The sequence below is a fragment of the Chromohalobacter moromii genome, from assembly GCF_023091865.1.
Classification (GTDB): domain Bacteria; phylum Pseudomonadota; class Gammaproteobacteria; order Pseudomonadales; family Halomonadaceae; genus Chromohalobacter; species Chromohalobacter moromii.
On the sequence record NZ_JAHXDI010000004.1, the window covers coordinates 192,238 to 212,771 of the forward strand.

19 protein-coding genes are annotated in these 20,534 nt (G+C 59.7%); 10 read left to right on the forward strand and 9 right to left on the reverse strand.

The window, feature by feature from the left end; all coding sequences use genetic code 11:
* Nucleotides 1–3 precede the first annotated feature (3 nt).
* The 4 genes from KZO83_RS13820 to lpxC all read left to right on the forward strand — a co-directional run bounded on the left by KZO83_RS13820 (nt 4) and on the right by lpxC (nt 4,449).
* Nucleotides 4–726, forward strand: coding sequence for a cell division protein FtsQ/DivIB (locus tag KZO83_RS13820; protein WP_040241759.1), 723 nt, complete (start codon nt 4–6; stop codon nt 724–726).
* A 201-nt stretch (nt 727–927) separates the two neighbouring features.
* The gene (gene ftsA / locus KZO83_RS13825; protein WP_247621210.1) at nt 928–2,199 is read left to right on the forward strand and encodes a cell division protein FtsA; all 1,272 of its coding nucleotides are present in this window, start codon (nt 928–930) and stop codon (nt 2,197–2,199) included.
* 38 nt (nt 2,200–2,237) lie between these two features.
* The gene (ftsZ, locus tag KZO83_RS13830) at nt 2,238–3,422 is read left to right on the forward strand and encodes a cell division protein FtsZ (RefSeq protein WP_178997189.1); all 1,185 of its coding nucleotides are present in this window, start codon (nt 2,238–2,240) and stop codon (nt 3,420–3,422) included.
* Nucleotides 3,423–3,537: 115 nt separating this feature from the next.
* A complete protein-coding gene (lpxC, locus tag KZO83_RS13835; RefSeq protein WP_247621211.1) occupies nt 3,538–4,449 on the forward strand; it encodes a UDP-3-O-acyl-N-acetylglucosamine deacetylase in 912 nt (303 codons plus the stop codon).
* Nucleotides 4,450–4,547: 98 nt separating this feature from the next.
* On the opposite strand, the gene KZO83_RS13840 is transcribed toward lpxC, so the two are convergent.
* Nucleotides 4,548–5,009: a DUF721 domain-containing protein gene (locus KZO83_RS13840; protein ID WP_247621212.1), complete on the reverse strand. Its 462-nt coding sequence runs from the start codon at nt 5,007–5,009 to the stop codon at nt 4,548–4,550.
* A 68-nt stretch (nt 5,010–5,077) separates the two neighbouring features.
* Between KZO83_RS13840 and KZO83_RS13845 the strand changes: the two genes are divergently transcribed.
* From KZO83_RS13845 to KZO83_RS13860, 4 genes are all read left to right on the forward strand, one after another.
* Nucleotides 5,078–5,452 (forward strand): hypothetical protein, encoded by a 375-nt coding sequence (locus KZO83_RS13845; RefSeq protein ID WP_247621213.1) that lies wholly within the window; start codon nt 5,078–5,080, stop codon nt 5,450–5,452.
* A gap of 73 nt (nt 5,453–5,525) precedes the next feature.
* Nucleotides 5,526–8,264, forward strand: a complete 2,739-nt coding sequence (secA, locus tag KZO83_RS13850; protein WP_247621214.1) for a preprotein translocase subunit SecA — start codon at nt 5,526–5,528, stop codon at nt 8,262–8,264.
* A gap of 33 nt (nt 8,265–8,297) precedes the next feature.
* The gene (gene argJ, locus KZO83_RS13855) at nt 8,298–9,506 is read left to right on the forward strand and encodes a bifunctional glutamate N-acetyltransferase/amino-acid acetyltransferase ArgJ (RefSeq protein ID WP_247621215.1); all 1,209 of its coding nucleotides are present in this window, start codon (nt 8,298–8,300) and stop codon (nt 9,504–9,506) included.
* Between the two features lie 106 nt (nt 9,507–9,612).
* Entirely contained in the window at nt 9,613–10,557 is a 945-nt protein-coding gene (locus tag KZO83_RS13860) for a Nudix family hydrolase (RefSeq protein ID WP_247621216.1), read from the forward strand.
* Between the two features lie 77 nt (nt 10,558–10,634).
* Here the strand turns inward: KZO83_RS13860 and yacG are convergent, their stop codons facing one another.
* From yacG to pilB, 5 genes are all read right to left on the reverse strand, one after another.
* The gene (gene yacG / locus KZO83_RS13865; protein ID WP_178997204.1) at nt 10,635–10,868 is read right to left on the reverse strand and encodes a DNA gyrase inhibitor YacG; all 234 of its coding nucleotides are present in this window, start codon (nt 10,866–10,868) and stop codon (nt 10,635–10,637) included.
* 1 nt (nt 10,869) lies between these two features.
* Nucleotides 10,870–11,508, reverse strand: a complete 639-nt coding sequence (coaE, locus tag KZO83_RS13870; protein ID WP_247621217.1) for a dephospho-CoA kinase — start codon at nt 11,506–11,508, stop codon at nt 10,870–10,872.
* Between the two features lie 10 nt (nt 11,509–11,518).
* Nucleotides 11,519–12,361 carry a prepilin peptidase gene (locus KZO83_RS13875; protein WP_418904312.1) on the reverse strand — a complete coding sequence of 281 codons (843 nt, stop codon included), beginning with the start codon at nt 12,359–12,361 and terminating at the stop codon, nt 11,519–11,521.
* A gap of 70 nt (nt 12,362–12,431) precedes the next feature.
* Nucleotides 12,432–13,664, reverse strand: a complete 1,233-nt coding sequence (locus KZO83_RS13880) for a type II secretion system F family protein (protein ID WP_247621218.1) — start codon at nt 13,662–13,664, stop codon at nt 12,432–12,434.
* 32 nt (nt 13,665–13,696) lie between these two features.
* Entirely contained in the window at nt 13,697–15,439 is a 1,743-nt protein-coding gene (pilB, locus tag KZO83_RS13885) for a type IV-A pilus assembly ATPase PilB (RefSeq protein WP_247621219.1), read from the reverse strand.
* Nucleotides 15,440–15,783: 344 nt separating this feature from the next.
* On the opposite strand from pilB, the gene KZO83_RS13895 reads away from it, so the two are divergent.
* A complete protein-coding gene (locus KZO83_RS13895) occupies nt 15,784–16,263 on the forward strand; it encodes a pilin (protein ID WP_272493616.1) in 480 nt (159 codons plus the stop codon).
* A gap of 120 nt (nt 16,264–16,383) precedes the next feature.
* On the opposite strand, the gene KZO83_RS13900 is transcribed toward KZO83_RS13895, so the two are convergent.
* Complete coding sequence (locus KZO83_RS13900) at nt 16,384–16,671, reverse strand: hypothetical protein (RefSeq protein WP_246940614.1); 288 nt, start codon at nt 16,669–16,671, stop codon at nt 16,384–16,386.
* 274 nt (nt 16,672–16,945) lie between these two features.
* Here KZO83_RS13900 and KZO83_RS13905 point away from each other — a divergent pair, with 274 nt between their 5' ends.
* A complete protein-coding gene (locus KZO83_RS13905) occupies nt 16,946–18,427 on the forward strand; it encodes a TrkH family potassium uptake protein (protein ID WP_247621220.1) in 1,482 nt (493 codons plus the stop codon).
* Between the two features lie 4 nt (nt 18,428–18,431).
* Here KZO83_RS13905 and KZO83_RS13910 read toward each other — a convergent pair whose 3' ends face one another.
* Both KZO83_RS13910 and KZO83_RS13915 read right to left on the reverse strand, forming a co-directional pair.
* On the reverse strand, nt 18,432–19,610 hold the full coding sequence (locus tag KZO83_RS13910; protein ID WP_247621221.1) for a 1-acyl-sn-glycerol-3-phosphate acyltransferase: 1,179 nt from the start codon (nt 19,608–19,610) through the stop codon (nt 18,432–18,434).
* Nucleotides 19,607–20,533, reverse strand: a complete 927-nt coding sequence (locus tag KZO83_RS13915; RefSeq protein ID WP_178997221.1) for a recombination-associated protein RdgC — start codon at nt 20,531–20,533, stop codon at nt 19,607–19,609. The genes KZO83_RS13910 and KZO83_RS13915 overlap by 4 nt, the downstream gene beginning before the upstream one ends.
* Nucleotide 20,534: the final 1 nt, after the last annotated feature.

A 20,534-nucleotide genomic window follows, 5' to 3' on the forward strand; every position in this document is an offset into this window, starting at 1 on the left:
AGAATGAAGGAGGCCGGTTTGCGCGGTGCCTTATTAGGCTTGATCTTGTTGGCCGTTTTGCTCGGTGCGGGCGGGCGCACGTTGTGGCTTTGGCTCGACCGGCCCATCGAGCGGGTCTCCATCGGCGGCGATCTGCACTACGTTTCGGCGACTTACTTGCAGCGCAATCTCGCGCCCTTGGTCAGCGGTGAAACCTGGCTATCCATCGATCTCGACCAGGTGCGTGACAAGGCGCGCAATATAGACTGGCTGTCGGAGGTGAAAGTCTCGCGTGAATGGCCGAATGCCTTACGCTTTGAGCTTTTCGAACAAGCACCGGTTGCACACTGGAACGACGACAAGCTGCTCAATACGCATGGTGAGCCTTTTTCACCGGGGCCGGTCGATGATTTCGATAAACCTTTGCCCGATCTAGCGGGCCCCGAGGGCACTGGGCCTGAAGTATTGGCGTATCTCGACTCGTTGCTACGCCGTCTGGAGACCTTGGACTTGCGTGTGACTCAATTACGTTTGGAAGATCGTGGCGCTTGGCGTTTTCAGGTGAATGACAGTGTATGGGTTATCCTGGGGCGTACCGATCTCGAATCTCGTCTGGCACGTTTTACGGCGGCCTGGCAACGACAGTTGGGAACGCAGGCGTCGCAAATTCGCTACATTGATTTACGCTATCCCAATGGTGTTTCCGTCGCTTGGCATGGACAGACAGAAATAGATGCGACAGAGTAACGGCGCAGTTGCCTTTTTCGGCGCCAGGCCACGAAATCCGGGCGACGGGGGTTTCCCTTTTCGAAAAAATCACCGTATTCTGAGGCCGGTTTCATTTGTTGGGTGGTGATGTAAAGTAACATGTTCCTATAATTGGCCCAGCGCGTTTTTATAGATCAATGAATTTCAAACCCAGTGCAGTTCGAGGAGTGACCCCGACCTATGGCAGGACAATCCAATGCTTCCAACATGGTGGTCGGGCTGGATATCGGAACGTCCAAGGTGGTGGCTATCGTCGGCCAGCCTTCCGATGATGGAAGCATCGAGATCGCAGGTATTGGCTCGCACCCCTCTCGAGGCATGAAAAAAGGGGTCGTCATCAATATCGAGTCGACCGTGCAGTCGATTCAGCGTGCCGTCGAGGAAGCTGAGTTGATGGCGGGTTGCGATATTCACTCGGTGTATGTTGGCGTGGCGGGCAGTCATATCAGCTCGATGAATTCCGACGGTGTCGTAGCCATCAAGGAGCGGGAAGTAACACCCTCGGATATCGAGCGTGTCATCGATTCGGCTCGCGCACGTGCTATTTCTGAAGGACAGCGTATCCTTCATGTGTTGCCTCAAGAATTCGCCATCGACAATCAGGAAGGTATTCGTGAGCCGATGGGGATGTCCGGTGTACGTCTCGAGGCGCGGGTTCATTTGGTCACGGCAGCATTGAATGCCGTTCAGAACATCGAGAAATGCGTGCGTCGTTGCGGCTTGGAAGTCGATGACATCATTTTGGAGCAGTTGGCCTCCAGTCATGCGGTATTGACGGAGGACGAGCGCGAGCTGGGCGTGTGCATGGTGGATATCGGTGGTGGCACCACCGATATCGCCGTGTTTACCGAGGGGGCCATACGCCACACGGCGGTGATTCCCATCGCGGGTGACCAAGTCACCAATGACATCGCCATGGCGCTGCGCACGCCGACGCAGTATGCGGAGGATATCAAGGTCAAATACGCTTGCGCGCTGACCCAGCTCGCGAGTAGCGACGAAATGATCAAGGTTCCCAGCGTGGGAGACAGACCGGCGCGCGATCTTTCTCGTCAGGCGTTGGCCGAAGTAGTCGAACCGCGCTATGAAGAATTGTTTACATTGGTACGCGAAGAATTGCGGCGTAGTGGCTACGAAGATCTCGTGGCGGCCGGAGTGGTTCTAACCGGCGGTACGTCGCGCATGGAGGGTGTCGTCGAGCTAGCCGAAGAAATCTTTCACATGCCCGTGCGCATTGCTTATCCCCAAAACGTTCGCGGCCTCGCCGATGTCGTTCGTAACCCGATTTATTCGACGGGAGTGGGTTTGCTACTCTACGGTATGAATGATGCCAAACGTAATGCTGTCGTGTCGGCTCAGCCCCGTAGAGAAGAGGCTCATACCCGACGTGGACAAAGGCAAGAACGCTCGGGGTTGGAAAGGATCAAAGGTTGGTTCAAAGGAAATTTCTGAGAGGGCCGCACAAGTAGCGGTCACAGGAGACGGGGCTTATGTTCGAACTGGTAGATAACGCACCTTCTAGCAGCGCGGTTATTAAGGTGATTGGCGTCGGTGGTGGCGGTGGCAATGCCGTCAACCACATGGTCGAAAGCAACATCGAAGGCGTTGAGTTCATCTGTGCCAATACCGACGCTCAGGCGCTCAAGCGCGTCGCTGCCAAGACCGTTCTTCAGCTCGGCAGCGAAATCACTAAGGGGCTAGGGGCTGGCGCCAGCCCCGAGGTTGGTCGTCAAGCGGCCACGGAAGACCGTGAGCGGATCGCCGAGCTGCTGCAAGGCGCCGACATGGTGTTCATCACGGCCGGCATGGGAGGCGGTACCGGGACCGGCGGCGCGCCTATCGTGGCACAGGTCGCCAAAGAGCTGGGTATTCTGACCGTGGCGGTAGTGACGCGTCCATTCCCCTTCGAGGGGCCCAAGCGCATGCGGGCTGCCGAAGAGGGCATGGAAGCGCTGTCCGAGTATGTCGACTCGCTGATTACCATTCCCAATGAGAAGCTGCTCGCAGTGCTCGGCAAGAACGCCAGCCTGCTGTCGGCGTTCAGTGCCGCCAACGACGTACTGTTGGGCGCGGTTCAGGGGATCGCCGAGCTAATCACCAGTCCTGGCATCATCAACGTCGACTTTGCCGACGTGCGCACGGTGATGTCCGAGATGGGCATGGCGATGATGGGGACCGGCGCGGCCACTGGCGAGAACCGTGCGCGTGAAGCCGCCGAAAAGGCCATCCGCAGCCCCTTGCTGGAAGACATCGACCTGCATGGCGCGCGCGGCATCTTGGTCAACATCACGGCGGGGCCGGACCTTTCCATCGGCGAGTTCAACGATGTGGGGGCTACCGTACAAGAGTTCGCTTCCCAGGACGCGACGATCGTGGTGGGGACGTCCATCGACATGGAGTTGTCCGACGAGTTGCGCGTCACCGTGGTGGCAGCGGGCCTCGAGGGCCTCAAGGAAAAGGCGACAGTCGCTACACCGCAGCGTGAGACCGTTGCGGCGGCACGCAGTGCCGAATCGCCCGATTATCGCAAGCTGCAGCAGCCAACGGTCATGCGCCAGCAGGCTGCGAAGGAGCAGGATGAGTCGGCTAAGTCTAGGCAGGAGTCGCGCCGTAAGTCGCAAGAGCTCGACGACTACCTGGATATCCCGGCGTTCTTGCGCCGTCAGGCCGATTGATCGGACGACATGCTGGGCGCATAGGCGTGGCCAGGCGACATTTTTTTGTTGAAACGTTCGTTCGGTGTTATAGTGAACAGCGTTTCATAACGATTTCCAAGCTTGGCTTACGCCCATGATTAGACAACGTACATTAAAGAATACCATCCGTGCCACTGGTGTGGGTTTGCACTCAGGTGAAAAGGTTTACCTGACGCTGCGCCCCGCGCCGGTCAATACTGGCGTCGTCTTCGTACGTACCGATCTCGATCCAGTGGTGCAGATAGCCGCCAACGCCGAATACGTCACCGACACGACGCTTTGTACCGCGCTTTCGCGTGACGACGTCAAAGTGGCGACGGTGGAACACCTGATGTCGGCATTTGCCGGCTTGGGGATCGACAATGTCTTCGTCGAGCTCAGCGCCCCGGAAGTGCCCATCATGGATGGTAGCGCTGGACCGTTCGTCTTCTTGATTCAGTCCGCGGGCATCGCTGAACAAGGGGCGGCCAAGAAGTTTATCCGCATCAAACGTGAGATCGTGGTTGAAGAGGACGACAAGGAAGCGCGCTTCTTACCGCATAACGGTTTTAAAGTCGCGTTCGCCATCGACTTCGACCATCCGGTTTTCGCGCACCAGAAGCAGACGGCGAGCGTCGACTTCTCGACGACGTCGTTCGTGAAAGAAGTCTCCCGCGCGCGTACTTTCGGATTCATGCGTGATCTGGAGTTCCTGCGTGCCCAGAATCTGGCGCTCGGTGGCAGCTTGGATAATGCCATCGTCGTTGATGATTATCGTATCGTGAACGAAGGGGGTTTGCGCTACGAAGATGAGTTCGTCAAGCATAAGGTGCTCGACGCCATTGGCGATTTGTACCAGTTGGGACATAGCCTCATCGGTGAATTTCGCGGCGTCAAATCCGGCCATGGCTTGAATAACAAGCTATGTCGCGCCTTGATGGCGCAGCAGGATGCCTGGGAAATCGTGACCTTTGAAGACGAGACGCAAGCAGCGCCTATCTCGTACGCGGCGCCAGCGTTGGCTTGATAGCCGCACCGTTTGTAAGATTAAGCGTAAGACCAAGCTTTTATTGACGCCGACCGATAGGTCGGCGTTTTTTATGGGGGTGACGCGGACACGACCGTCTAGCCGTCGTCCGGGGCATGAGACGCCAGGCGCGTCAGCGCTTTTTTTAGCTTGGGGTCCGCGGTGTCGTCTGCGCATGCCTTGAGATGATGGGCGGCTTCGGTTGAAAGTGCGCGTGCCTGAAAGGTGGGCGTCTTGAGAGGGTGTACAGGACGGACCTTGAAGTTGAGCGCGAGTACGGCTTCGAATTCGGGGAGTTGGCGCAGCAGTGTGAGAAGGCGTTGGCGTTCGTAACGTAGCCACGTCAACCATACGGCGCCATCGGTAATGAGCGTCAGAGCGCCTTCCCGGTAGCCACCGACATAGACATGTTCGGCGATTTCGGCGGGAAGCCCGGCACGCAGGTGCTGTTGGGCCCGCTGTAGTAGTTTCGCCATACGTACCACCGACCCCAATTCGCCGGATCCGTCGATGAGATGGTGGATGGACTGGGCTCGGAAACGCTTAGCCTTTATACTCATGGGCTTGCCCGCGCGAAGGAAAGCAGAATGTCTGCGCAATCTACCATGAGCCGGAGCTCGTCGATAGCATGACCAGCGCTACGCACCATAGCTCAACGTCGCCGCGTCGCGTTCGCGCGCGTCACCGTGCGCAATGGTGGCTCGCCGGTCTGTTGGTCGGGTGCTTGTTACCGGCGGGGTTGATGCACTCCGACGCACTACGTATCGCCGGGCGGTTGACGCAGATCTGTCTGATGGCGCCGGAAGCCATTCGTGCCCAATCGCGTCGTGTGGAGCGACGCAAGCGCTTGTTGGGCACTAGGCGACGTCGCCCCCCGTCTCCTCGCCTGTGGCGCTTGCCGCAGCGCTTCTATCATGTGTTGAGCGTGGGACTCGATGTTCTCTCGCGCCGAGGTCCTCCACGCAGTGTCTTGTTTCGAGGTATCGGGCGATTAATCGCCTGATATTGATGCTGGCGCCGCGTCGATGCGGTGGCCGATATGACGTTTTAGGCACTTTTGGATTTCAGGATCTCACATGCTCAATACTATCGTTCGTAAGCTGGTTGGCTCGAAGAACGAGCGCGAAGTCAAACGCATGCGCAAGGCCTCCGAGGCCATCAACGTGTTGGAACCCACGTTCGAGTCTCTCGAGGATGCCGCGCTGACGGCAAAGACCAGCGAATTCCGCACGCGCCTGGAGTCAGGCGAATCCATCGATAAGATACTGCCCGAAGCTTTCGCCGTCGTGCGCGAGGCGAGTAAGCGCGTGATGGGAATGCGTCACTTCGATGTGCAGATGGTCGGCGGGATGACGCTGCACGAAGGCCGCATCGCCGAGATGAAAACCGGCGAGGGCAAGACCTTGGTCGGTACCCTGGCGGTCTATCTCAATGCATTGCCGGGCAAGGGCGTGCACGTGGTGACGGTCAACGATTATCTGGCCAGCCGCGATGCCGAGTGGATGCGCCCTCTCTATGAATTTCTCGATCTCAGCGTGGGCACGATCTACTCCGGCCAGGCCTCGCCCCAGAAGCGTGAAGCCTACGCCTGCGATATCACGTACGGCACCAACAACGAATTTGGGTTCGACTATCTGCGTGACAATATGGCGTTTTCGCTGGATGACAAGGTCCAGCGTACGCTGCACTACGCAATCATCGATGAAGTCGACTCGATTCTCATCGACGAGGCGCGCACGCCGCTGATCATTTCCGGCCCGGTAGAAGAAAACATCGAGCTTTACCGGCGTATCAATCAGCTTTCCCTGGGGCTTGAAGAGTGCAGCGACGAAGAGGACCCGACCAGCGGGGACTTCATCCTCGATGAGAAACAAAAGCAGGTGGAGCTGACGGAAACCGGTCACCAGAAGCTGGAAGGGATACTGAGAGAGACGGAGCTTCTGGGCGCGGACGACTCGTTGTACTCGGCCCAGAATCTGGGGCTTCTACAACATGTGCATTCGGCGTTACGTGCGCGTCATCTCTATCATCGCGACGTCGATTACATCGTCAACAACGATGAAGTCGTCATCGTCGATGAGCACACCGGGCGCAGCATGCCGGGCCGCCGCTGGTCCGAGGGGCTGCACCAAGCGGTCGAGGCCAAGGAAGGGGTCACGATCCAGAAAGAGAGCCAGACGTTGGCCTCTACCACCTTCCAGAACTACTTCCGTCTTTACGAGAAGCTGGCGGGGATGACAGGGACCGCCGACACCGAGGCCTTCGAGTTCCGTCAGATCTATGGCCTGGATGTCATGGTGATTCCCACCAACCGCCCGTTGGTGCGTGTGGACCATAATGACTTGGTCTACATGAGTGGTGAGGAAAAATTCGAAGCCATCATCGACGACGTCAAGACGCAACGCGAGGCAGGTCGCCCGGTTCTGGTGGGCACGGCATCGATCGAAACCTCCGAATATCTCGCCCATCTGATGCAGAAGTATCAGATACCGCACAATGTGCTTAACGCCAAGCAACACCAGAGTGAAGCGGAAATCATCGCCCAGGCGGGGCAGCCCGGTGCCGTGACCATCGCCACCAACATGGCCGGGCGTGGTACCGACATCGTGCTGGGCGGTAACTGGGAAGCCGAAGCGGCGGCTCTCGATAATCCTTCCGACGAGCAGGTCGCAGCACTCAAGGCCGCATGGCAGGAACGCCACGATGCTGTACTTGCTGCGGGCGGTCTCCATGTGATTGGTTCCGAACGCCACGAATCCCGACGCATCGACAATCAGCTGCGTGGGCGCTCAGGTCGTCAGGGCGATCCCGGGTCGACACGCTTCTTCCTCTCATTGGAAGACAACCTCATGCGGTTGTTCGGCTCGGATCGCGTGCAGCGGTTGATGGGGGCCCTGGGACTGGAACGTGGCGAGGCGATCGAACACAAGATGGTGTCCAATGCCGTCGAGCGTGCTCAGAAAAAGGTCGAGGGCCGCAACTTCGATATCCGCAAGCAGCTGCTGGAATACGACGACGTTTCCAACGATCAACGACGTGTTGTCTATCAGCAGCGCAATGAAGTGCTTGTCACCGATGATCTCTCGTCCAATATCGCCGAGATTCGTGAGCAAGTATTGTCCGAGGCCATTACCAGTTATGTGCCGGCGCAGAGCTTGCCCGAGCAGTGGGACCTTGCTGGGTTGCAGGACTATCTCAAGCAGGAGTTCAACCTCGATGTGCCCTTGGTGCAATGGGCAGAAGAAGACGAACACTTCCATGAAGACCTGTTGCGTGAACGTCTGCACGATCAGCATCGCGGTCTCTTTGCCAGCAAGGCCGAGGCAGTCGGCCCGGAGCTGATGCGTCGTTTCGAAAAGCAGGTCATGTTGCAAGTGCTCGATACGCGCTGGAAAGAACACCTGCAGCACATGGACCATCTGCGTCGCGGGATCCATTTGCGTGGGTATGCACAGAAGAATCCCAAGCAGGAATACAAGCGTGAAGCCTTCGAACTCTTCCAAACGCTGCTGGCCAACATCAAGCATGATGTCATTCGCATCCTGAGTCATGTGCAAGTGCGGCGTCAGGAAGAAGTCGATGAGCTGGAGCGTGAACGGCGTGCCACGCTGGAGCGCGAACGTGCGGTCAGCCAACCGGTGCATGAAGACGCCGTGGCCTCGGCCGAGGCGGTGACCGCCGAAGGCGAGGAGCGTGCTGGCGACGAAGAAGATACACAGCCGGTACGCCGTGAAGGCCCTAAAGTGGGTCGTAACGATCCGTGTCCTTGCGGTTCTGGCAAGAAATACAAGCATTGCCATGGCAAGTTGAGCTGAGCTCAAGGCAAGCGTGGCGTGAGGAGAGACGACATGGCGGTGGGGGAAGCGAGTTTTCCGGCGATGCCGGCCATCGAAGGTATTCGCCTGGGCACGTCGATGGCAGGCATCAAGGCAGCGGGGCGCCGTGATCTGGTAGTGATCGAGTTGCCCGAGTCAACGACGCTGGCGGCGGCGTTTACGCGCAACGCTTTTTGCGCGGCGCCGGTTCATGTGGCGCGACGTCATCTCGAGGCGGCAAAGCCGCGTTATCTGTTGATCAATACCGGTAACGCCAATGCCGGTACGGGTGAGCAGGGCATGCTCGATGCTGAGCAGAGTTGCCAGACGCTGGGCGAGCTGGCGGGTGTCGCCGCGCAGTCCGTCTTGCCGTTTTCGACCGGCGTGATCGGCGAGCCCCTGCCGGTAAAGCGGCTATGCGATGCGTTGCCGGAAGCGCTTGCCGTGTTGTCGGCGGATGGTTGGCAGACCGCGGCCGAAGGCATTCTGACGACAGATACGCGAGCCAAAGGCGCCACGACGTGTATCGAGATTGATGGCCAGCCGGTGACGATCAACGGCATCGCCAAGGGTTCAGGCATGATCAAGCCCGATATGGCCACGATGCTGAGCTTCGTCTTCACCGATGCCGCCATCGACGACGCGCGCCTGCAGGTATTGCTGCGGCGGGCCGTCGATGACTCCTTCAATTGCATCACCGTGGACTCGGACACTTCTACCAACGATGCCTGTACATTGGCTGCCACCGGACGCGGTGCTCGCATCGATACCGATGAGCACGAGTCGCGCTTTGCTGCGGCGCTGACCGAGGTACTGGTAGAATTGGCGCAGGCCATCATCCGTGATGCCGAGGGTGCGACCAAGTTCGTTACCCTTGAGGTCGAAGGGGCAACGCATCGGCAGGAAGCGTTGGACGTTGCCTTTACCGTGGCGCATTCGCCCTTGGTGAAAACGGCGCTTTATGCCAGTGACGCCAATTGGGGGCGTATTTTGGCGGCGGTCGGGCGTGCTCCGGTGCCCGACTTGGATGTGTCGCGTATCGCTATCGACCTCGGTGAGGTGGCACTCGTCGAGCGAGGCGGTCGCGCGGCTTCGTATACCGAGGAGGCGGGCAGCGCAGTCATGGCCGAGTCCGAGATTACGATTCGCATCCATCTTGGACGCGGAGATACCGCGGCGACGGTCTGGACGTCGGACTTGTCACACGATTATGTCTCCATCAATGCCGACTACCGTAGCTGAGTGCGAGTCGTACAGAACGGCTAGCCGAGTGCGGATGGCAGCAGCGATAAGCGGGCCGTCTTCGGTCTGCGGATCATGAATAGTCAGTCAAGGTGAAATGACCAACATGGTGAAGAGAAGGGTACACGTAGCGGCGGCTGCCATCATTCGCGAGGATGGCCATGTGTTGCTGGCACGCCGTCCCTCGATCGTCGATCAGGGTGGGCTATGGGAATTCCCCGGGGGCAAGCTGGCACCCTACGAAACTGGTTTCGAAGCGCTCAGGCGTGAACTCCGTGAAGAGCTAGGCATTGAGATCCTGCGCGCTCAACCACTCATTCGCGTTCACCATGAATATGCCGACAAACGCATTTTGCTCGATGTCTGGCAGGTACATGAGTTCGAGGGCGAGCCCTTCGGGCGCGAGGGCCAGGCGGTGCGCTGGGTACCGCAGAACGAGTTGCATAATTACCCGTTCCCGGAAGCCAACCACCCGATCTTGCGCGCGGTGTGCCTGCCGCACGAGTATTTGATCAGTGACGAAGAAGCCGACGACACGGTGTTTCTCGACAAGCTCGAGCGCGCCTTGCGCGATGAGGACGTGCGCCTGGTGCAACTGCGGGCCAAAACGCTGGATGATAGCGCGTATCTCAAACGTGCCGAGCAAGCACTCGCGCTTTGTCGTCGCTATGAGGCACGCTTGATTCTCAATGGCGATCCAGCACTGCTCGACAGCATCGATGCCGATGGCATTCATTTGCCCAGTCGTTCACTGATGGCGCTCAAGCACCGCCCCATCGCTCATGACAAGTGGCTAGGAGCGTCGACGCACGATCCTCACCAACTCGATCAGGCCGCTGAGATTGGCTGCGATTTCGTGACCTTTTCGCCGCTGCGCGTGACGCCGAGCCACCCCGATACTGCGCCGGTCGGCTGGCATGACTTCCAGCAGCTAGTGGAAACCGCAGGCATGCCGGTCTATGCGCTAGGAGGGGTCACGCGACACGATATAGACCAGGCGCGTGCAGTGGGCGCCCAGGGGATTGCGACGATTCGCGACCTCTGGAAATAACGCGCTCGCCTCGTCGCGACAGCGTGATATCGCATACCAACGGCTCGCCATTTTGGCGGGCCGTTGGCGTTTATACCTTATTGGCGTGGTTCGCCGCGCTCCAGATCGTCGATCAAACGATCGAGGTCGGTTTCATCCATAGCGGGCTCGCCCGCGATACGATGGGATTCATCGGCCCAGGCGCCAAGGTCGAGTAAGCGGCAGCGCTTCGAGCAGAAAGGGCGATACGGGTTGTCGGTTGTCCAGGCGACCTTGGTGCGACACTGAGGACAGGCGACTTCAAGGGGGCGGTCTTGGGATGTCTCCGTCATGCTAAAGCGAATGCTCCTGATGGGTGGCATCGAATAGTTGCCGATAATGTGCGTCGAGCTTGGCGACCTGCGCTTTCAGCGCCGTCATGTCACCATGATTCTCGATTACGTCGTCGGCAAGCGCCAACCGCTCTTGGCGGGGCATCTGTGCCGCGAGGATAGCATGCGCCTGAGCTTCACTCACTTCATCGCGTGCCTGAGTGCGCGACACCTGAAGCGCTTCGGGAACATCGATGACCAGACGGCGGTCGACCAGCGAGACTTGATCCGTCTCGAACAGCAGCGGCGACACGAGTAGCCCATAAGGGGCTGCGTCCTGGCGTATCGCCTCGAGACGCTCGCGCAATCGTTGACGGATGCGTGGATGCGTGACGCTTTCCAGCCACGCGCGCTCGCCGTCATCGGCGAAGACAATGTCGCGCAAGGCGCGGCGTTGCAACTCGCCGTGTGCGTCGAGAAGCGAGTTTCCGTAACGTGCCACGATTTCGTCCAGCGCGGGTTCGCCGGGCGCGACGATATCGCGTGCCACGAGATCGGCATCGACCCAGGGAATGCCCAGTTCGGCGAACATGGCGGCGACGGTGGACTTGCCTGAAGCGATGCCACCGGTTACGCCGATGATGGGGGCGGCGGATGTCATGGCCAATTCCTCATAAGCCGGTCCAGGCGCGTAGTGGTGCGCCGAAGAGTACCGCGACCCATCCGGCAAGGGCGAGAAAGGGGCCGAATGGTAGTGGCATGCCGCGCAAGCGGGGCAGCGAGAGCTGCAACAGTACCCCGATGATGGCGCCCAACCCGGCGGATAGCATCAGTAGCATCGGCAGCATCGTCCAGCCTAGCCAGGCGCCCAGCGCCGCTAACAGCTTGAAGTCACCGTACCCCATGCCTTCCTTCTTGGTCAGCCATTTGAACAGCCAGTAGAAGCTCCACAGCAGCACATAGCCGGCCATGGCACCGATCACGGCATTCTCGAGCATATAGGGCTGAAAGAAGAGCTGATAAAGCAGGCCGGCCCACAGCAAGGGCAAGGTGATGATATCGGGGAGCAACTGGGTCCGCAGATCGATGACTGCCAGCACCAGCAATGCCAGGCACAATCCGCTCCAGGCCAGCGCCGCCCAGGTGGCGCCATGTACGATGATGACGCTCGCCATCAATAGACCCGCCATCAGCTCGATCAGCGGATATTGCACGCTGATGCGTGCCCGGCAATGCGCGCAGCGGCCCCGGCGTTTGAACCAGCCGATGAGCGGCAGGTTGTCGTGCCAGGCGATTGTCTGGCGGCAGCTCGGACATTGCGAGCGTGGCGTGCACAGGTTGTAGCGTGCGACCTCTTCCTCGGGAAGCGCCAGTGCATCGCGTGCTTCTTGGCGCCAGTGCTGCATCAGCATCACCGGCAAGCGTACGATGACGACATTGAGAAAACTGCCCAGCAAGGTCCCGAGGACGAACGCCATTGCGGCCAGCCACGGTAAAGGAATATCGGCAAGCAACGTGCCACTCCTGAAACGAACGCACCCGGCGAAATGCCGGGGCGGATGAATTGGGAAACGCGGTAGCGTCCTAGATGGCCGATCCCATCTCGAAGATCGGTAGATACATCGACACGACGAGACCACCGACCAGAACGCCCAGCACTACGATGATGAAGGGTTCGAGCAACGATGTCAGCGCGTCGACCTTGGTGTCGACGTCTTCCTCGTAGAAATCAGCGACCTTGTTGAGCATCGCGTCCAGCGCGCCGGATTCTTCGCCGACCCCGATCATCTGTACGGCCAAGTTGGGAAAGCGTCCGGTGGCGCGCATGGCGAAGTTGAGTTGCTGGCCACTGGCGACGTGTTCACGCACCTCATTGATGGCGCGCTGGTAGATGCGGTTGCCGGTCGAGCCTGCCGCAGTCTGCAGTGACTCGACCAAGGGAACCCCGGCACTAAACGTCGTCGCTAGGGTTCGCGAAAAGCGTGCTACCGACGATTTGTCGAGGATGTCACCGATGACCGGCAGGCGCAGCATCAGGCCATCGATGCGATAGGCGAAGCGTGGTGAGCGCCGCATGCCGAGACGTATCAGCACGCCGGCAGCGATGAAGGCGCCAAGCAAGTGCGGCCAATAGGCCTGAACCCATTCCGAGAGATGGATGGTCAATTGCGTGAAGGCGGGCAGGTCGGCGCCGAAGCCGCGAAACAGACTCTCGAATTGCGGTACGACCTTAATCAACAGCAGGGCGGTCACTCCCATGCCCACGAGCACGACGGCGGCGGGATAATAAAGCGCTTTGCGCACGCGGGAGCGCAGCGAGTCGATCTTTTCCTTGTAGCTGGCGACACGCTCCAGCATGCGATCCAGCGAGCCGGATTGTTCGCCGGCTTCGACCATGTTGACGAACATGCGGTCGAAATGCTGCGGATGCTGTGAGAGCGCTTCGGAAAAGCTGGCGCCGGCCGAGACCTCGTTCATCAGCGTCTCGATAAGGTGGTGCATGGCGGGGCGCTTAAGGCTTTCAGAGACGACACTGAACGCCTGCAGTAAGGGAATGCCGGCACGAATCATGGTCGCCATCTGGCGCGCGAACAGGGTGATGTCCTGCGGACGTATGCGACCCAGCCCGAAAGGGCTACGCACGCGTTGAATCCGCTTGACGAGGATGTTCTGGCGCCCGAGCTCCTGGCGCACGCCCATTTCATCCGCGGCGACCAGTTCGCCTTGAATGGTTTCACCACGGGAATTCTTGCCCTTCCACCGCCAGCGGTGCAGGACGACGCGCCGAGGCGCCTTGCTGCGTGTCGCTACCGCCATGTCGTTGCCCTCATGTCACTTGACCGGATCGCTCATTCCAGCACCACGCGATTGATTTCCTCGAGGCTGGTAATGCCCGCGAGTACTTTGCTCAGACCACTGCGCCGCAGATCGGGATGGCCTTCTTGACGGGCCAGTTCACCGAGTTCCAATGAATTGCCGTCGGCCATGATCAGTTTGCTCATGGACTCACTGACGGGGAGTACCTCATAGAGACCGACACGCCCTTTGTAGCCGTGGGTGCATTGCGTACAGCCCGTGGCGCGATAGCAGGTCGAGGTCTCGATTTCTTGTGTCGTGAAGCCTGCGTCGAGGAAGAGCTCCCGAGGCAGTTCGACGGGTGTTTTGCAGTGTGGGCAAAGTTGGCGTACTAGCCGCTGGGCGACGATCAATGTCACCGAGCTTGCAATGTTGTAGGCCGCCACGCCCATGTTACGCAGACGTGTCAGGGTTTCAGCCGCCGAGTTGGTATGCAGCGTCGACAGCACCAAGTGGCCGGTCTGCGCGGCCTTGACGGAGATCTCGGCTGTTTCCAGGTCGCGGACCTCACCGACCATTACCACATCGGGGTCCTGACGCAGAAAAGCACGCAGTGCGCTGGCGAAATCCAGCCCGATTTTGGGTAGCACATTGACCTGGTTGATGCCGTCGAGCTTGAGCTCGACGGGGTCCTCGGCGGTGGCGATGTTGCGCGCGTCGGTATTGAGGATGTTGAGCCCGGTATACAGGGTCACGGTCTTGCCGCTGCCGGTAGGGCCGGTGGCGAGTATCATCCCCTGCGGCTGTGCGAGCGCATGTTCGAACAGCGCTTTTTGCGATTCGCTGAAGCCCAGTGCATCGATGCCCAGGCGCGTGGCACCGGCGTCCAGCAAGCGCAGCACGATTTTCTCGCCGTGTACCGTGGGTAGCGTGCTGACGCGGAAGTCGATGGTGCGCGAGGCCGAGACACGCAGCTTGATAGCGCCATCCTGCGGCAAACGCCGCTCGGAGATATCCAGGCGCGACATGACCTTGAGGCGTGCCGAAAGGCGGGCGCGCAGATTGAACGGCGGCCGCGCGACCTCGACCAGGATGCCATCGATGCGAAAGCGGATGCGGAAGGCCGACTCATACGGCTCGAAGTGGATATCCGAAGCACCTCGCCGGGCGGCATCGAGCATCATCTTGTGCACGAAGCGGACCACTGGGGCATCGTCGTCATCGGTGTCGAGCCCTTCGTTGAGAGGCGTGACATCGTCGAGATCGAGCGTCTCGAGTGCCTCGCTGGCATCGTCGAGGGCTTCGAGCATGCCATGCGTCTCGCGCTGGACGAGATAACGTTCGACGGCCGGCTGTAACTGATCGGCGGCCACCAGCACCCCCTCGGCGGTGAGCCCGGTGGTGAACTGCAGTTCATCGAGTTTTGCCAGCGTCGAGGGGTAGGGGATCGCGACACTGATATGACGCTCGCCACGCGCTAGCGGCAGTACGCCGAGGCGGCGGATCAGTGTGTCGGACAGCCCCTCGCCGATGGGCAGGCGCTCGGTACTGATGGCTTCCAGGTCGACGAACGGCAGGCCATATTCCCATGCGGCACTCTGGGTGGCCTCTCGTGCGGAAACCCAGCGTTGCTCGATGACGTATTCGAGCACCGACTGATGCGTGTCGCGCACCGCCTCCATGGCGTGCTGCGCCTTGGATTCCTCTATCAGGCCTTCCGTGACCAAACGTGCGGCGAGCCCTGTCAAAAACGGCGAGCCGGGGGCGGGAGAAGACGACGATGAAGACGAATGCATAAGCGTTTCGACACCAAAAGGAGTGACCAGATGGGGCGGCCGATACCCCGTGACTTCTCGCATCCTACCCCATGCATGACCGTCATGGTGACCCTTGGCATGAGATATCTCGTCAATTAGCGTGTTTGTATATGATCGGCCGACGTTAGGTAAACTTTAACCTCGATCATCTTGCCAGCATGAGAAGTGTAATTTAACGTAACATGTTAGGTAGCTGCCTCGCAGAAAACCGGCAGGGGGGCAACGCCTCGCCGGATCGCCCGCAACGCGTTATCATCCGCCCGCGTCGGGCTCGCCAAAAAGCGAATAGCAGGGTATTCAACAAGGGATTACAGGAGAGTTTAATGGAACGTCAGCAACGCGGTTTCACGCTAATCGAACTGATGATCGTCGTCGCGATCATCGGCATCCTCGCCGCCATCGCCATACCGCAGTACCAGAACTACGTCGCACGCTCGCAGTTCGCCGAAGCGCATTCACTGCTGGGAGGCGCCAAGATCTCCATCCAGGAACGTGTCGATCAGGGCGATGCCATTACCGATGCCGATGCTCTTGGCATTAGAACTCAGGGTGAGTATGGTGCCATTACTAGTGTGAGTGAGACTAATGGTGCAGCTACTGCAGTCTATACTTTTGGCAGCGGAACTGATGCTACGGCCAATTCCAATCTTGATAACCTAACTGTCACCTATACCTATGAGGCTGAAACTGAAGGTGAGGGCGAGGATGCAGTCGAGGACGATTTCCGCTCTTGGAGCTGCACGACAACCGTTCCTGAGGAATATGCATCAAATTGCGATCAATCGACGACATCAACTTCATAAGGTTGAGCAAGTTATGTTTTCAGGCCGGCATTCGCCGGCCTTTTTAGCTTCTCTCTTTCAGGTTCGCTCTGAGGCTCTTCGTTCTTTTTCCTTCTCTCTTCCTTCTTGAAGCTTCGAGCTTCAGTACAACGCCTTCCCTTCGTCGACGACTTCCTTCAACACTTCCAGAAACAGCCGGTCGGCTTCCGAGTGCTCGCTGGGGTCCTCGGGGATGTGCACGCTGGTATTGTCCGAGATTTCGTTGGCGATGGTGGCCCACATCTGCCGGTTATCGCCGTCGTCGGTGTAATGGGCGCGGGCGATGGTGAGCGATTGCTCGAGAATCGCCGGATCTTGCAGCAATTTCTTGATGAATTCACGCAGCTCGTTGATGATCCGGACTTTCTGCATTTCGGACGCGGAACTCATGGGGGCTCTCTCCGTGTGGCTCATGCGGGATCGCGTGTCGTACGTTCACGACGGCGCGAATCGACTCGCAGGACGATGTCGCGGACGATAGCACATCGTCGCGGTGGACGGGAGTAGGCCCCAGGGTGAATGGAGGGCGGTAAAGCGCGCGAGTGGAGAAAGTCCCGCGCGCCCTTTATAGTAGCGCCCCATGATAATGACGCGCCGTTAATCGTGCCGCCGTGTAGACGGCGCGCCGGTGGTGGCAGGGCGCATGGGCCGAGGAGGTAGGCAGGTGGCGGTGATTCATCCGCGCATCAAGCGGAGCCTGGTGGTGTCCGCCCCAGTGGTCAGGATTCTGGCGGTGTTGCTTGGCGTATTGGCGATCTTGATGGTCGTGCCGCTAGGTATATTGACCTTGGAGGGCGACCCCGACCGCATTGCATTCGCGCTGTCGATTGCGGTCGTGGCGGGTGCCGCTTGCCTCATGTGGTTCGCCACGCACGGCATCGAGATCCTGCTGCGACCGCGTCAGATGTTCATCCTCACCACCTTGAGCTGGGTGCTGGTGAGTGCGTGTGCCAGCTTGCCGCTGATATTGGGTGCGCCGCAGCTTTCCTTCACCGACGCCGTCTTCGAATCCATCTCCGCGATTACCACCACCGGATCGACGGTGCTGGTGGGCATCGATGGCTTATCCGACGGTCTCAAGCTTTGGCGTGGCCTGATGCAGTGGCTGGGCGGCATCGGCATCATCGTGATGGCGATCGCCATCCTGCCATTTCTCAAGGTCGGGGGCATGCGCCTTTTTCAGACCGAGTCGTCGGACTGGTCCGACAAGGTGCTGCCACGCGCTGGTGGTATCGCCAAGGCGAGTGGTGCGATCTACCTGGCCGGCACCCTGATGGCGATGTTGACATACTGGCTAGCAGGGATGACACCGCTGGATGCCGTCGTGCATGCCATGAGTTCCATGGCCACCGGGGGCTTTGCCAACTCGGATGCATCCTTCGGTGTCTATCATGATCGTCCGCTGATCCTGTGGCTGGCGTCGTTCTTCATGTTGTGTGGTGCGCTACCGTTCGTGCTGTTCATTCGCGCGCTGCGCGATACGCCTCAGGTGCTCTGGCGCGACCAGCAAGTGCGTGGATTGCTGTGGCTGTTGGGCGTCGTGATCCTAGGGTTGACCGTGTATCGCGTCGCCGGGGGCGCTTCTTTCTTCGAGGCGTTGACCCAGGTGGCCTTCAATGTCATCTCGGTGGTGACCACCACCGGCTATGCATCCGACGACTACACCCAGTGGGGGCCGTTGGTCGTCGCCGCATTCTTTTATCTGACCTTTGTCGGCGGTTGTAGCGGGTCCACGAGTGGCGGCATGAAAATATTCCGCTTTCAGATCGGCGCCATCATGCTGTTCACCCAGCTGCGCCATCTCGTACATGCTCAAGGGGTCTTCGCGCAACGCTACAATGGCAATCCGCTGAGCGACGAGGTCGTGCGCGGGGTCATCGCCTTTTCTTTCTTCTTCTTTCTGACGATCGCGGGTCTGGCGTTGGGGCTAGCGCTGTTGGGACTGGACTTGGTGACTGCGCTATCGGGGGCGGCCACCGCTGTCTCCAACGTCGGCCCCGGGCTGGGGCCGGTCATCGGACCCGCGGGGAATTTCTCGTCATTGCCCGATGCCGCCAAGTGGCTTCTGAGCCTGGGCATGTTGATGGGGCGTCTGGAAATCCTCACCGTGCTGGTGCTGTTGACGCCCACGTTCTGGCGGAAGTGACGCGTCAGGCGTCTTCCTCGATATATCCGGCACGGTTGAGAATGGGGTTGGCGTACTGGCGCAGCCACCAATGGCGCAGATGGTCCGGCACCGTGGCCAGGCGTGCCTCGAAGCGTGCCCGGTCGGCGTCGGTGACTTCGCTCAGATCGACCAGCGCCGGCGCTAGTCCCGTTGCCTCAAGCGCGAGTTGGTGGCTGGGGAACATATGGTAGTGCGCCAGTACCTGACGATCGATTTCCTCGGTGACGGCTTCCGGGGTCGCGAACTCGCTCCCCAAGGGCGTACCGAAGGTCAGACGGATGCGGCCTTTGTGGCCCGTGATGCCGGCGACGATGGACTGAATGTCCTCGAATTCGACCTTGTCGTAACGGCCTTCCGTGTGGCGGGCGTATAGTTCGCGTGCCTTCTGGAGATCGCAGGGGTCGTATTCGTAGCTGATGGACACCGGCACGAGGCGTAGTTCGGATACCGCAGCGCCGATATCGGCCTCGTCGCCGTCCATGCGCTGGGCCATGCCTAACATCTTGACGATGGCGGTATCGGCGCGGTCGATGCCGTCCTTGGCACGCCCTTCGCGCTCAGCGATCCAGATCGAGTGGTTATCGGCGGTGATCGAGTGGCGGATATAACGCGATAACGTTTGATAGGCCTGCAGCATCGCCCGCTTGCCCTTGGCCGAGCGCGGCACGATGAAACTCTTGTTGAGGCGCATCAGATCATTGACGAACGGCTTTTGCAGCAGGTTGTCGCCAATCGCGATGCGTACGGTATTGCGGCCTTTCTGGTAGAGCGCGTAATTGACGAACGCCGGGTCCATGGCGATATCGCGATGATTGCCGATGAACAGATAGGCCTTGTCGGCGTCGAGATGTTCGAGCCCTTCGATCTCGAAGGCATCCGTGGTGGTGGCGATCATTCGCGCCATGTAGCGGGCGATGCGTTGCTGAAAAGCGGCGACGCTTTCGATGTTGCGCATTTCGTGTTGCAGCCCCAGGCGCGCGATGAAACGCGCCACGGGCGGCGCGTAGCGCGCCAGCCGGGGGAGGCGGAAGTGCGTGATCGCGTCGAGCAATTCGTCGCAGTGAGCCAGGCGGTCGAGTACCGTCGCCACCTCGTCGTCATGATAAGGACGAATGGCGTCGAAATCGTGGGGAGCGGATTGGGGAGTCGATGCGTGCGTCATGATGTCGGCGCTGCCGGGTCGGCTTCGCCACCCAGCCAGTCGATGAGTTGTTCGATGAATCCAGAGAGCACTTGGGCCATGAGGGCGAAGTCCGTTTCCAGGCGTAGCGTGGGGTCGTCATCGTCTTCTTGTTGAGCGGCTTCGTCGAGCAAGGCGTCGGCGAAGCGCAGCGATTTGAGCGTCAGGTCGTCGTGCAGGACCAGCGATAGCTGATCCTCGACATCCAGACCCAGGCGGCTGGCCTGACGCCCACTGGCGAGCACACTCTGCACCTCCTCGCCGTCGAGGTCGATGCCACGAGCGCGCCATACACCATCGTCATTGGCATCCTTGAGCTCGACCTGATCGCCCAGTTGCAGCCCCTCGGGGCGCGAGGCGATATCCTCGAGCCAGGCAGTCATGCTGCGCGAGGGCAGTTGGCGCACGGCCAGCGGCGTGACTTTCAACGAGCCCAGCGACTGACGCAGCAGATCGAGAGCATCCTCGGCCCGGGCACGGCTGGCGCAATTGACAGCGATGAGGCCGCGCCGTGTGTCCCACCATATATCAATGCGCTGGCTACGCGTGAAGGCGCGTGGCAGAAATTCCTCTACGACCTGTTCCTTGAGTGCCTGGCGCTCGCGGCGTGGTAATGGGTGGCCTTCGGCAGCCTCGCGCTCGGCGGCGCGTTCTTCTACTTCCTCGCGTACCACCGACGCTGGCAGTAGGCGCTCCTGGCGCAGCAATGACAGCAGGCGGTGGCCCTGGATCTCATGGGCGAGCTGTTGACCATGTCGCCCCGCGGGGCGTTGCCAGCCGAGGCGCTTGCCTTCACTGGGCGACACCGGACGAAAGGCGAAGGCCTCCAGGGCCGATTCGAGTGCCTCGAGCGCGATGGGTGTCGTGTCGTGCAGGCGATAGAGATGCAAGTGCTTGAACCACATG

Excerpts from the sequence above, each read along its gene's own strand:
- ftsA (WP_247621210.1), top strand. The coding sequence starts at position 928 with ATGGCAGGACAATCCAATGCTTCCAACATGGTGGTCGGGCTGGATATC.
- KZO83_RS13910 (WP_247621221.1), bottom strand. The coding sequence starts at position 19,610 with ATGACGCACGCATCGACTCCCCAATCCGCTCCCCACGATTTCGACGCC.
- KZO83_RS13900 (WP_246940614.1), bottom strand. The coding sequence starts at position 16,671 with ATGAGTTCCGCGTCCGAAATGCAGAAAGTCCGGATCATCAACGAGCTG.
- KZO83_RS13820 (WP_040241759.1), top strand. The coding sequence starts at position 4 with ATGAAGGAGGCCGGTTTGCGCGGTGCCTTATTAGGCTTGATCTTGTTG.
- yacG (WP_178997204.1), bottom strand. The coding sequence starts at position 10,868 with ATGACGGAGACATCCCAAGACCGCCCCCTTGAAGTCGCCTGTCCTCAG.
- KZO83_RS13895 (WP_272493616.1), top strand. The coding sequence starts at position 15,784 with ATGGAACGTCAGCAACGCGGTTTCACGCTAATCGAACTGATGATCGTC.
- argJ (WP_247621215.1), top strand. The coding sequence starts at position 8,298 with ATGGCGGTGGGGGAAGCGAGTTTTCCGGCGATGCCGGCCATCGAAGGT.
- pilB (WP_247621219.1), bottom strand. The coding sequence starts at position 15,439 with ATGCATTCGTCTTCATCGTCGTCTTCTCCCGCCCCCGGCTCGCCGTTT.
- KZO83_RS13845 (WP_247621213.1), top strand. The coding sequence starts at position 5,078 with ATGACCAGCGCTACGCACCATAGCTCAACGTCGCCGCGTCGCGTTCGC.
- KZO83_RS13840 (WP_247621212.1), bottom strand. The coding sequence starts at position 5,009 with ATGAGTATAAAGGCTAAGCGTTTCCGAGCCCAGTCCATCCACCATCTC.
- KZO83_RS13860 (WP_247621216.1), top strand. The coding sequence starts at position 9,613 with ATGGTGAAGAGAAGGGTACACGTAGCGGCGGCTGCCATCATTCGCGAG.
- ftsZ (WP_178997189.1), top strand. The coding sequence starts at position 2,238 with ATGTTCGAACTGGTAGATAACGCACCTTCTAGCAGCGCGGTTATTAAG.
- coaE (WP_247621217.1), bottom strand. The coding sequence starts at position 11,508 with ATGACATCCGCCGCCCCCATCATCGGCGTAACCGGTGGCATCGCTTCA.
- KZO83_RS13880 (WP_247621218.1), bottom strand. The coding sequence starts at position 13,664 with ATGGCGGTAGCGACACGCAGCAAGGCGCCTCGGCGCGTCGTCCTGCAC.
- lpxC (WP_247621211.1), top strand. The coding sequence starts at position 3,538 with ATGATTAGACAACGTACATTAAAGAATACCATCCGTGCCACTGGTGTG.
- KZO83_RS13915 (WP_178997221.1), bottom strand. The coding sequence starts at position 20,533 with ATGTGGTTCAAGCACTTGCATCTCTATCGCCTGCACGACACGACACCC.
- secA (WP_247621214.1), top strand. The coding sequence starts at position 5,526 with ATGCTCAATACTATCGTTCGTAAGCTGGTTGGCTCGAAGAACGAGCGC.